The 12,772-nt window shown below is 54.2% G+C and carries 5 protein-coding genes; 4 read left to right on the top strand and 1 reads right to left on the bottom strand.

What is annotated here, in order from left to right:
- Positions 1-4 precede the first annotated feature (4 nt).
- The 4 genes from H6F57_RS13710 (at position 5) to H6F57_RS13695 (ending at position 8,581) form a co-directional block, all read left to right on the top strand.
- Complete coding sequence (locus H6F57_RS13710; protein WP_199294755.1) at positions 5-6,031, top strand: type I polyketide synthase; 6,027 nt, start codon at positions 5-7, stop codon at positions 6,029-6,031.
- A 107-nt stretch (positions 6,032-6,138) separates the two neighbouring features.
- Positions 6,139-7,392: a glycosyltransferase gene (locus tag H6F57_RS13705; RefSeq protein WP_190625260.1), complete on the top strand. Its 1,254-nt coding sequence runs from the start codon at positions 6,139-6,141 to the stop codon at positions 7,390-7,392.
- Positions 7,393-7,500: 108 nt separating this feature from the next.
- On the top strand, positions 7,501-8,025 hold the full coding sequence (gene fabZ / locus H6F57_RS13700) for a 3-hydroxyacyl-ACP dehydratase FabZ (RefSeq protein WP_190625259.1): 525 nt from the start codon (positions 7,501-7,503) through the stop codon (positions 8,023-8,025).
- A gap of 10 nt (positions 8,026-8,035) precedes the next feature.
- Positions 8,036-8,581, top strand: a complete 546-nt coding sequence (locus H6F57_RS13695) for a hypothetical protein (protein WP_190625258.1) — start codon at positions 8,036-8,038, stop codon at positions 8,579-8,581.
- A gap of 119 nt (positions 8,582-8,700) precedes the next feature.
- Here H6F57_RS13695 and H6F57_RS13690 read toward each other — a convergent pair whose 3' ends face one another.
- Positions 8,701-11,232 carry an SBBP repeat-containing protein gene (locus H6F57_RS13690; protein ID WP_190625257.1) on the bottom strand — a complete coding sequence of 844 codons (2,532 nt, stop codon included), beginning with the start codon at positions 11,230-11,232 and terminating at the stop codon, positions 8,701-8,703.
- Between the last annotated feature and the right edge of the window lie 1,540 nt (positions 11,233-12,772).

The following is a 12,772-nucleotide window of genomic DNA, read 5'->3' as shown; positions in this document are numbered from 1 at the left end:
GGCCGTGGAACCGATCGCAATTGTTGGTATTGGATGCCGCTTTCCAGGGGCAGAAAATCCGGAGGCGTTTTGGCAGCTGCTATGTGAGGGGGGCGATGCGATCGCAGAAGTTCCTCCCCAGCGCTGGGATATTGATCAGTACTACGACCCAGAGCCCGGCAAGCCCGGCAAAATGAGCACCCGCTGGGGTGGGTTTCTCGATCAGGTGGATGGGTTTGATGCGTCGTTTTTTGGCATTTCTCCACGCGAAGTGGAGCGCATGGACCCACAGCAGCGGCTGGTACTAGAGGTGGCTTGGGAGGCGATCGAAAATGCTGGCATCGCCCCCGACTCGCTCAGCGGCAGCCAGTCCGGGGTGTTTATGGGCATTGGCAACTACGACTACTGCCGCCTGCTGGCCAAAGACATTAGCCAGGTCAGCGCCTACGACGGCACAGGCAACACCCTGTCGATTGCAGCCAACCGTCTCTCTTACACGCTAAATTTGCGCGGGCCTAGTGTGGTGGTGGAGACGGCCTGCTCGTCGTCGCTGGTGGCAGTGCATTTTGCCTGCCGCAGTTTGCAGAGCGGTGAGACCAACCTCTGCCTGGTGGGCGGTGCCAGCCTGATGCTGTCGCCCGAGCCATTCATTACCTATTCTCACGCTCGGATGATGGCGGCGGATGGCCGTTGCAAAACCTTTGACGCCCGCGCCGACGGCTACGTACGGGGGGAAGGCTGCGGTGTAGTGGTGCTGAAGCGGCTGAGCAATGCGTTGAAAGAGGGCGATCGCATTCAGGGCGTAATTCGCGGCACGGCAATTAATCAGGATGGCCAGAGCAATGGCTTGACTGCCCCCAACGGCCCGTCGCAGCAGGCAGTAATTCGCCTGGCACTGAACGATGCGGGCGTCACTCCCGATCAAATTAGCTACGTGGAGGCCCACGGCACGGGTACCTCGCTGGGCGACCCGATTGAGTTCAAATCGCTGAAGGCGGTCTTGATGCCGAACCGCCCACCCGATTCCCCCTGCTGGATCGGTTCGGTGAAGACCAACATTGGCCATTTAGAAGCGGCCTCCGGCATTGCCAGCATCATTAAAGTAGTGCTGGCCCTACAACATCAGGAAATACCACCCCACCTGCATTTTCAGCAGGTGAATCCCTACATTGCGCTGGCGGGCACCACCTTTGCTATTCCTACCGAGCGGCAGCCTTGGACGGTGGCGGGGCGGCGACTGGCGGGCATCAGCGCCTTTGGCTTTGGCGGCACCAACTGCCATGTGGTGATGGAAGAGGCCCATCCCGAATTTAACCTGCACGAGTCTGAACAGGCATCTGAGCAGGGCGTCAGCTATCCCCATGTCCCCATGCCCATGCCTACCCGAAGCGCTCGACCGCTGCATGTGCTCACCCTGTCCGCCAAAACTGAGCCAGCGCTGCACGATTTGGCTGCGGCTTACCAAGACTTCTTTGCCGTTCAGCCCGAGGTGAACTTGGCCGATGTGTGTTTTACCGCCAACACGGGGCGATCGCACTTTGACCATCGCCTGGCGGTGGTGGCTGAGTCGGTCGCTCAAATGCAGGCGCGGCTAAAAGGCTTTGTACAGGGCGACTCGCCCGAGGGCTGGGTAGCTGGCACGATTACCAGCCGCAGGCGGCCCAAGGTGGCCTTTTTATTCACCGGGCAGGGGTCGCAGTATGTAGAGATGGGCCGAGAGCTGTACGAGACTCAGCCGGTGTTTCGCCAAGCGCTAGAGCGCTGCGATCGCATTCTTCGCCCCCACCTAGAGCAGCCGCTGCTGTCGGTGCTCTATCCCAAATCGGCGTCTTCTAAAACCAGCGTGCTGATAGACCAGACCGCCTACACCCAGCCAGCCCTGTTTGCCCTAGAGTATGCCCTGGTGCAACTCTGGCAGTCGTGGGGCATCGAGCCCAGCCTGGTGATGGGTCACAGCGTTGGCGAATACGTGGCGGCCTGCGTGGCGGGGGTGTTTAGCCTCGAAGATGGCCTCAAGCTGATTGCCGCGCGGGCCAGACTGATGCAGGCACTGCCGCCCGATGGGGCGATGGTGGCGGTGTTTGCCGGTCAGGACGAGGTGCAGATTGCCCTTCAGCCCTACACCGAGCAGGTGGCGATCGCGGCTATTAACGGCCCCCAGAGCACAGTAATTTCGGGCGAACAAACTGCCGTTGCCGCCGTGGTTGAGACACTGCACCAGGCGGGGCTCAAGACTAAAGCGCTACCAGTCTCCCACGCCTTTCACTCGCCGCTGATGGAGCCCATGCTGGCGGAGTTTGAGCAGGTCGCCGCCGACATTCAGTACGCAGTCCCTCACATAAAGCTGATTTCTAATTTGACTGGGGAGGTGGTGAGTGATGCGATCGCTACCCCAGACTACTGGTGCCGCCACATTCGTCAGCCGGTGCAGTTTGCTCCCGGCATGGCGGCGCTGCACCAGGCAGGCTACGAGCTGCTGGTAGAAATTGGCCCCAAACCGATTTTGCTGGGCATGGGTCGCCACTGTTGGCCCGACGACAGCGGGGTTTGGCTGCCCAGCCTGCACCCCAAACAGGCCAACTGGCAGACGATGCTCCAGGCCCTGGCCACTCTCTACGGGCGCGGCGTTGTCGTCGACTGGGCCGGGTTTGACCAGGGCGAGCGGCGGCACCGGCTGGCACTGCCCACCTATCCCTTTCAGCGCCAGCGCTACTGGGTCGATCTGCCCGAAACAAACTCGGAGGCATCCCCCACTTTGCCCACCGACCCGGCAGCGATGGAGCAACTCGTCGCTAGTATTACCGCGATGGGTGAGCTGTCGGTAGATGAGCTAAAACTGCTGCCCAAGCTGCTAGAGCTGGTGGCTCAAAGTCAGGTGCAGGGGCGATCGCCCGCTTCTGCACCAACCGATCCGCTGCCAGTTAACCTTCACGACTGGTTGTACGACATTCAGTGGCAGGTCCAGCCCCGTCAGCGCCAGCATTCAGAGACTAGCGGAGCCCACCCACCCGCTAGTTGGCTAATTTTTGCCGACGCAGCGGGCACTGGAGCCGCCCTAGCTGAGCAGCTTCAGGCCCAGGGCCACACCAGCCTTTTGGTCTATCCCGGCCATGGTTTTGAGCGCCAACAGGATGGCATTTGGCGAATTGACCCTACCTGTCGGGCCGACTGCGATCGCCTTTTGTCAGAGGTTGCGACCCGCTGCGATCGCCCCCTGCAGGGCATCATTCACCTGTGGAATGCAGACGCTGCTGCCCCCGCTCACCTCACCCTCGAAGCCCTGGAGCAGGCCCAAACCGTTGGCATTGCCAGCGTGCTACACCTGGTCCAGGCCCTGGCTAAGGGAGCTGAAGCGCAGCGATCGTCCCTGCCCCGGCTGTGGCTGGTCACCCAGGGCGCGGTTGTTCCCGACGATCGGGTGGATGGGCCGCCCACCGTGGCGCAATCAGCCGTTTGGGGGCTGGGGCGCGTTATCGCCCTAGAGCACCGCGATCTGTGGGGTGGTCTGATTGACCTGCCCCCAGTGAGCTCTCCCACTGTCGATATCCCTGCCCAAGTCGCCGAACCCCAAGTCACTCACCTATTACTGACTGAAATCCAGTCCCCAGAGCAGGAAGATCATCTGGCCTTTCGCCAGGGGCAGCGCTACGTGGCTCGGCTCGGCCCTGCGGCACTGTCAGAATTGCCTTCAGAATTACCTCCAGAGTCATCTCCAGAATTACCCACAGATCGAACTGTGTCCGTGCGAGCCAATGCCACCTACCTGATTACCGGCGGCTTGGGGGCGCTGGGTCTGCAGGTAGCCCTGTGGCTGGTCGAACAGGGAGCCCGCCACCTAGTGCTCACCGGTCGCCGAGCCGCCTCTGAAAGCGCTCGGGTTACCCTAGGCCAGCTAGAGCGGGCCGGAGTCCGAGTCCTCGAAATTCAGGCCGACGTTGCTAGCGAGGCCGATGTTGAGCGGGTAATGGCCACCATTCAGGCCGACCTGCCGCCGCTGCGGGGGGTCATTCACGCTGCTGGGGTGCTCGATGACGGCATTTTGCTCCAGCAAACCTGGGAGCGCTTCACCCGCGTCATGGCGGCCAAGGTGCAGGGCAGCTGGAACCTGCATCACCTCACCCAAGAGCAGCCACTCGACTTCTTTGTGCTGTTTTCCTCGGCCGCGGCGCTGCTGGGGTCACCGGGGCAAGGCAACTACGCCACGGCCAATGCTTTTATGGATGGGCTGGCCCACTACCGCCACAGTTTAGGCCTTCCGGCCCTTAGCCTTAACTGGGGAGCCTGGCAAGACTCAGGCATGGCCGCCAGCTTAGACAACCGCCACCAAGCCCGGTTAAAGGCTCAGGGCATCCAGGCGATCGCAACTGAACCAGGCCTACAGGTCCTCACGTTGGCCCTCAGGCAGAGCCAGGCCCAGCTAGGCGTGCTGCCCTTCGACTGGTCGGTGTTCATGGGGCAGTGGCCGGTCGGGCAAGCCCCGCCCTTGCTCGCTGCTCTGTGCCCCACTACCAGCCATGCTAACGAGGCCGCCCCCGACCGCCAGCTGCTCCAGCGCTTGCAGGCGGTTAGTTTGGCCCAGCGTCAAACCTTACTAATGGACTATTTGCGTGGCAAAGCTGCCCAGGTGTTGGGGCTGGCCGAGGCAGATATCAATCCAGAGCGATCGCTCCATGATCTAGGGCTAGACTCCCTCATGGCCGTCGAACTCACCACTCTGATTCGCGCCGAGCTACAGGTCGAGCTACCCATTCGCGCCCTAATGGAAGACCCCAGCCTAGAGACCCTGGTGGCGCTGATCACCGAACAGATGACCCCAGGTAGCCCCAGCGTTCAGGTCAGCCGAGATACCCTAGATCTCGGCCAAGAAGCGGTGCTAGACGAGGCCATCCATCCGGCTCAAGCCGCCGCTGCCGTTGACAAACCCACAGCCATTTTTCTGACTGGGGCCACCGGCTTTTTGGGAGCCTTTCTACTCCAGGAACTCCTAGATCAGACCCAGGCCAATATTTTCTGCCTGGTCCGGGCCACCGATATCGATGCCGCTACCTTCCGGCTCCAGCAAAACCTGAAAACCTACGGGCTGTGGCAAGCCGCCTACAGCGATCGCATTGTGCCAATTTTGGGCGATCTGGCTCAACCCCAGCTGGGCATAGCCCCACCCCAGTTCGAGCAACTCGCCGAGCGCATCGACGTGATTTATCACAACGGGGCCATGCTCAACTACGTCTACCCCTACGCCAAATTCAAGCCCATCAACGTCTTGGGCACCCAAGAAGTGCTGCGGCTAGCCTGCCACACCAAAATCAAACCCGTGCACCACGTTTCTAGCGTGGCGGCGTTAGAGTCGTCTGCCTACTACAACCAGCGTGTCACCGAAGCCGACCCCATCGATCGCCACGAGGATATCTACCTCGGCTACTCCCAGAGCAAGTGGGTATCAGAAAAGCTGGTGCAAATTGCTGGTCAGCGGGGGCTACCCGTCACCATTTATCGCCCGCCCTTGGTCTCTGGCCACAGCCAGACCGGCACCTGGAATACTACCGGCTTCCTCTGCCGCATGATCAAAGGCTGCATCCAGATGGGCAGCATCATGTCCGATCTAAACCTGCTGCTCGATCTGTCGCCGGTAGATTACAACAGTCGAGCCATGGTCTACCTATCCCAGCAAAAATCGTCCCTAGGCAAGGCTTTCCACCTGCAAAATCCTCATCTGCTGCACTGGCATGAGCTGACCGATTTCATCGGTGCCTTGGGCTATCCCATCCAGCGGGTTTCCTACGAAGCCTGGCAAGAGCAGCTCAGCCACGAACGCGACAACCCTCTCTATCCGCTCCTGCCGTTCTTTCGCCATCAGTGGTCTAACCACCTTACCTACATCGAGCTAAACGAGCAGGGCTATCGGCCCCTGATCGACTGCGAAGCTACCCTGGCCGCCCTTGCGGGCAGCGATATTGTCTGCCCACCCCTCGATGCCCAACTCCTAGCCACCTACTTCGACTACTTCCTCCGCAGCGGCTTTCTCCAAGCCCCTAAAGTCGCCGCCGTAACCTAAATCTCTACCGTAGGGTGGGCACCGCCCACCATCCCACTAGCACAATTTCAATCTAAACATTTCAATTCCGCCCATTTTCCCAACGCCCCCACTAAGGACTCAATACAATGACAGCCTCCCTCAAAACCTTGGCCTTTCTAGTCACCGCCTTTCCACCCGAGGTCAGCGGTTCAGCTCACTTCAACTGGGCCAGGGCACAATGGTTTGCCGAGCAAGGCTATCGAGTTATTGTCTTTGCCCCCGACTGGCAAAACGGCACCGAAACCGCCCCCGTTAGCGAAAACCTGATCATCGAGCGCTACCCGTCCCAACCCTGGATTCCCTACAAGCTCACCTACGTACCCACGGTGCAGGCCGCCCGCGCCATTAGCCAGCAAATTGAGCGCTACCAGCCCGATCTAATCGTCATGACCGATGTAGAGCGCTATTTTCTCCTCAGTGCCTGGCAGCTTCCCGGTCGCCGCTATGCCCGAGACAACCAGGTGCCCTACCTGGCCGAATATCATACCGATGTCTACAACTTCTCTAGCACCTATCCCGGCTGGCAGTGGCTGCGATCGGTGGTGCGTCAGCTTAAATTATTGAGCCATTTATATCACCAGCTCGATGCCACCATTTGCCCTAGCAAAGCTGCCAGCCAAAGCTGTCAAGAAATGGGCATTAAAAACACTCATATCATTCCATTTTTTGGTACCGATATTTCGACTTACAACCCCGAGCGACGCAACCGAAAATGGTTAGAACCCTGGCTTACTCCCCAAGCCCAAGACCACAAAACCATTGTGTTTTTGGGTAGGCTAGGCTTTGAAAAACGGGTAGATTTACTGATTGAGGCTTTTGCCCAACTCAAACGACGACGCTCTAACTGCTCATTGCTGATTGTTGGCGATGGCCCAGCTGATGTTGTCGCAAGCCTGAAAAAAGTTGCAGAACCTGTTGCTGACATTCATTTCACCGGTTTTTTAATGGGAGAAACCAAGGCCAATGTCTTAGCCTCCTGCGATCTATTTTGCAGCCCGTCTCCCTACGAAACCTTTGGGCTAACCGTGGTAGAAGCGATGGCCTCTGGGGTGCCTGTAGTCACAGTCAGAAGTGGTGCCGTGGCAGAATATTTAATCGACCAGAAGAATGCTTACCTGGTTACCCCCAACGACACCGTAGAACTAGGCGATCGCCTGGAGTTAGCCCTAAACCGCGACAACACCGCGCTAATTCAACAGGCCTTACAAGATGCCAGCCACTATTCTGTCGAGCACGGCTGTCAAAATCTACATGAATACTACCAGCAATTATTGAGACCAAACTCAGCCGATCAGGTATTGGTTTCTACGCCAAATTCGCTGCCGTCACGAGTGGGCTAATCAGCACTTATTTCTTTTGACATCTAGAGATTACCTAGATCACTAGATGTTAAAGAACCGCAAAATCTCCAGGTCTACACAGCAGAACTTCCTATTAAACCAACTGCTATGACTTCACTCCTCGATCGCAAATTAGCCACTTCTCCAGCCCTAAAAACGGATGTGGAACCGCTCGATTCCGTTACCCTCAGCCCTAAGCAATCCGTTCTATCCCTCACCGATATTCAGCAGATTCTGCCTCACCGCTACCCTTTTCTGTTGATTGATAAAATTATCGACTGCGTACCGGGCGAACGAGCCACGGGCCTTAAAAATGTCACGGCCAATGAACCTCACTTCCAAGGCCATTTTCCAGGTAGACCAATCATGCCGGGGGTGTTGATTATAGAAGCTATGGCCCAGGTCGGTGGCATCATGCTGATGCAAAATTTCGACGCTGACCATCATCTGATGCTCTTTGCCGGAATCAATAAAGCTCGGTTTCGTCGTCAGGTAATTCCGGGCGATCAGCTGACCCTAACCGTTGAACTCCTCTGCCTCAAGCGGCAGCGCTTTGCCAAAGTGCAGGCCAAGGCCCACGTCAGCGGCGATCTCGTTGCCGAGGGCGAACTTTCTTTCTTTGTAGAAACTTAATACATTAGCCATGATACCCATAACCGTTGATTTGAATACTCTCAGCACGTTATTAATCGAAACCTTCAACGACAGCGTCAGCGACGCTTTGAATGACACCTCAAATTCTGAAGTAAATACAGCAGAAATAGAGCCAGCCACGATGGAAACTGGCTCCTATCTAGGGTCAACCTATGGTCAGCCTGATCCCCTCCTAAACCCCTTCCCGGAAGATGCAGTTGTCGTTGGGGAAGTTAGCAAGACCGTCTTTCGCTGGCAAGATAACTGGCAACCCCGCGAGGTCATTGTTCAAAAGCTCTACTCTGAATCCTACGATGCGACCTGGACAAATGCTTATGTTCCAGACGACACGTTTGTGTTTATTCGAGAGCAGGAGCCCATGAACGGTACTCAACCGGTGCAGGGTATGACCCAGGTCGATGGAACTGACTATTTTTGGGCACAGAGTGGCATGACAAGTGGCAGCGTAGCCAGTCAAGCCTGTGTTTCCCTACCGATTTTTTCCTTTGGTGGTGGCCATGATCTCTACGATCACATCTGCACTGACTTTAGTTAAGCCCTAGGTCTAGCCTTACCATCAGCAGAGAAAAGAAAACGCACTCAGTCGGGTTAGCCACAGTTACCACTCTGGCTCAAAAGTAGTCAGCTCAACACACGCGATCGCTCAACCGGGCATTAGGCCATAGCCAAAGGCGACAGTTGATTAAACGCCGCATTAAAATCACCCTGCACCATCACCGCATCACCATTGTTAAGGTTGACCATCAGGCTACTCGTTTGAAGCTGTACAGAAAGCTGCCCCCCCGCGCCTAAGAAGCCGCCAAAGTCAAAGCTATCCGCTGCCGTAAAGTCAGTAATGATGTCAATGTCTCCTCCGCAGCTAGCCAACAGATCAGAGCCAAAGCGGAAGGTATTGCTGCCACCGCCACCCGTGAGCAGATCGCTACCCAAGCCGCCGTCGAGGATGTCGTCACCCACGGCACCGCGTAGAGTATCGTCGCCGCTCAGTCCCATTATGGTTTTGTTACCACCTTGAGCATTAATAATGTCGTCAGAGTGGTCAAAGCCCCGCACCGCAATGTCTAAATAGTTGAGGAACGTGACCGTATTCCGGTTGAAAATACGGTCTTGAGTAGAGTCTGCATTGAAAATATCAAAACTGTCCTTAATTTTTTTGTCGCCATTAAAGAGGATATTGCCCGCGCCGCCAGGCAAATTGTCCAGATTTTCAAGGGCAAAGTTTTGAAGAATTACCTCCGGACCTTCAACTCCCTTGAAACTTAGTCGCAGGTCTTTACCCTCCTGGGTGAGCAAGAGATTTTTGGCCGTTAAGCCTTCGCCCTCAAATCGAAGGGTATCAATTTCATCCACCCGATTTGCCTCTGGAATGTGTCCTCGACCAACTCCACCAAAGTCTTGAATGGCGCTGCTTGAAGCCACGGTGAATGTATTCTGGCCACCGCTGCCATCGAGAGGTACGGGTTCGGTGGCTTCTGAACCATCAAAAGTTAAAAGTGTTCCAGATGCAGCGTCTAGTTTGGCCGTCCACCCGTCAAAGGAGCCATTGTTTAGGGCACCTAGAGATCCCTGAGTGACACCCGTGGCATAGAGGTTGCCCAGGTCGTCGGCCACGAGACCATAGAGTTCATCGCGATTAGAAGTGCCAAATTGAGTAATCCAGCTTTGGTTGCCGCTTTGGTCATATTTCGCTATCCAGGCATCAAAGGAGCCAGCATTGGAGCCGCCCAAGCTACCATCGGTATACCCGCCGATGAAAATATTGTCGTTTTTATCGATGTATAAGCTGTAGGCCTGATCATCATCTGAAGTACCAAACTGCTCTGTCCACAGCAGATTGCCCTGGTCATCAAACTTGGCCAGGTAAGCGTCAAAAGACCCGGCATTAGTCCCCCCTAGATCACCGAGCGTCCAGCCTGTAGTGTAGACATTGCCAACACTATCGGTACGCACATCCCATGACCATTCATAATCAGGGGTGCCATACTGCACAATCCACTCGGTTGCGCCAGTAGCGTTGTCGTACTTTGCCAGCCAGTTATCGTAAAGCCCAGCATTGGGTCCCCCAAGATCCCCAGAGGTCCAGCCGGTGGCGTAGACGCTGCCATCTTGGGCCACAGTGAGGCCATAGCTTTCATCAAAGCTCAAGAACCCCGATACGCCTGTTTCGGTAAGCCACTGCTGGTTACCGTCTGTATCAAATTTGATGACAAACGTATCGTCTTCTAAAAAAGAAACTGGATCAGTTTTAAGATCGGCACCGGAGATAAAAACGTCGCCAGTTTCTTTATCTACGGCCAGGTTAAAAGCATTAAAGACTACATTTTGTCCGACTTGACGAATCCAGGTCTGGTTACCGTTACTGTCATATTTGGCAACAAAGGTATCTAGTTCCTCAGCCTGTTTAGGCTCAGCCAAGTCACCAGCGGTCGTTCCTGTAACATAGAAGTTACCCTGGTTATCGGTATCGATGCCGTAAATAGTTTCGAAATCAGAGGTGCCAAACTGCTGAGTAAATAGCACATTGCCATCGCTATCGTACTTAACAATAAAATTATCGCGTAGTCCGGCGTTCTCCTCCGCTAAAGAACCGTTGGTTCCCCCAGCCACATAGATATTGCCTGTGGGATCGGTACTGATACTCAGCGGAATATCATACTCCGTTGAGCCGAACTGCTGAATCTGTGGCAGAACCGGCCCTGAAGGTGGGGCAATACCCTTAAATTGAAAGTAGCTCTCAGTTAAACTCAGGTCAGTCGCCCCAAGCAAAAACCCGATTGGATCTAGCTCAGTTGCTTCTGAGAATAAGATAAATGTTCCTAGCCCAATATCGAGCAGTTCGTAGTCATCAGCCGTGCCGTATAGCTCAATGACATCGAGATCTGGCGTAAAGTCTGCAACTAATGCCAGACTTGTTGAGCCGTCACCTGATGACCCGCCAGTATAGTACGGGCGAACCCAGTCTCCTAAGATAAAGTTATCTTGCCATTGCCGAAAGGTTGGATCTTCGATCGCTAGATCGCCTAACAGGACATCTACCTGCAGTGGGTTTGGATTTGGCGTAGTAGGCTGATAACCGAGCAGCACATCATTGCCAGTGCGACCCCAAATTATCTGACTCGGTCTAAAGCCGATGGCAATATCGCTACCGGGGGTAAACAGTTGAAACGTGAACAAATTCTCTTCCATTTTGCTGTTCTCCTATAGAGAAAAGGGGGCAGTATGAGCTAACCCAAGGTGCCTTGGATTTGCATTAGTTTTGATTCAAGGCGCATGCATTTTAAGGAATGCATGAATGCATTAATTGGCAGCAAAAACTAGCGTTCAAAGTAACGCTTGATCAGATCGAGCGATTTTCTTAAATCCAATTCACGCAGGAAATTAGAAACGCAAAAGGCGCTCTCTTTACCGTGCTTTCGAACATGCTTCTAGAAATCAGCACTTGTACCAGCTAGCGGTTTAAGGCCTCACTAACAAAAGTTACTGGTGCTATCTACCACTAGCTAATGCAAACCACGTAACTCTAGAAACATTTCTCATAGAAAAATGCTCTTTCTATTAACTTTGCTGGGTTAATGGCTAGGACTGCTTTCCAGGAAAAGGGCAACAGGCTTCAGGTATGTGACCTGATTCTGACACCTCGTTTTTAGCAGAGTGTGCAAGATTTACTACAGGTGGTTGCCACATAGTTTACCAGGTCTTTACACATACCTACGTATTTCTGAGGAAGACATGAGTGATTCAATCGATACACTGCTGTACCGGGAGGCTGTCACATACTTTACCTTTACTTTATGAATCTGCGTGTTTTTAGTGAGCAACTGAGCCTGAAATCTCTTTTTAATGCTGAATCTATTAAAAATTGCAAAAGGATAAAATGTAGCAAATAATGCAGTGCAGTTGGCCACAAAGCGTACTGCGGTGATGTAGACCATAGCCTCAATAGGTTTTAGTTGATACTAGTAATTCCGGAAAAGTTACTTATTCTACTTTCACTAAGCTAGGCGTTGCTGAATTACAGCGTTTTCCGTTTGAGTAAGCCATGGTAAGAATAGGTAAGACTGTGCCATCCCTGTATGCCTGCCCCCTACTCGTCTGATTTGCGCCAACGTATTCTGACTGCCTACCAAGCCCATGAAGGCTCGCAACGTGAACTGGCCCAGCGCTTCAAGGTGAACCTCTGTACGAGACTTGCTGCGCCGCTACCGCGAAAGCGGAGACATAACGCCGAAAGGACACGGTGGTTTTCACCTGAAATACGCTGTAAGGCTTCGCACCGCTCGGTGGTGTCCTCGATGACGTTGATGATGTAGCCCAGGTTGACCACATCGGCTGAGGTGTGGAGAATATTGGGTCGAAATAAAGAGTTTTGTAATTCTACGCTTAATATCTTGAGGAAGAAAAATTACTCTCGACTGTTTTGGCTACTCCTATAGCCTACGTATTAATGTGGATAGATCTTTGGTTAAGCCTTACTAAGAACTATTGAGATGTTTCAGTGAACTAACCAACACTTAGACAGAACTCATAAACTATTCGGGAGAACTACTTTATGGTTAATGAGAACTTGTTAAGCGCTAACGAGAACTCCTGAGCTGCTTCGGAAAACTATAGTTATATAAAGTCCGCTTGGAGGAGCATAATTAGAGGGATTGCAATTAGGACTGTGCAATGCCCAAGCAAGTACAAGTTGTGGATTATCTGGCCGTAGATGAGCTAGCGCGTCGGT

This window comes from Leptolyngbya sp. FACHB-60 (assembly GCF_014695775.1).
In the GTDB taxonomy this organism is placed as follows: domain Bacteria; phylum Cyanobacteriota; class Cyanobacteriia; order Phormidesmidales; family Phormidesmidaceae; genus Nodosilinea.
This window is presented reverse-complemented; position numbering and strand designations above follow the sequence as displayed.

Coding starts and splice junctions, on each gene's coding strand:
- H6F57_RS13705 (WP_190625260.1), top strand. CDS start 6,139: ATGACAGCCTCCCTCAAAACCTTGGCCTTTCTAGTCACCGCCTTTCCA.
- H6F57_RS13695 (WP_190625258.1), top strand. CDS start 8,036: ATGATACCCATAACCGTTGATTTGAATACTCTCAGCACGTTATTAATC.
- fabZ (WP_190625259.1), top strand. CDS start 7,501: ATGACTTCACTCCTCGATCGCAAATTAGCCACTTCTCCAGCCCTAAAA.
- H6F57_RS13690 (WP_190625257.1), bottom strand. CDS start 11,232: ATGGAAGAGAATTTGTTCACGTTTCAACTGTTTACCCCCGGTAGCGAT.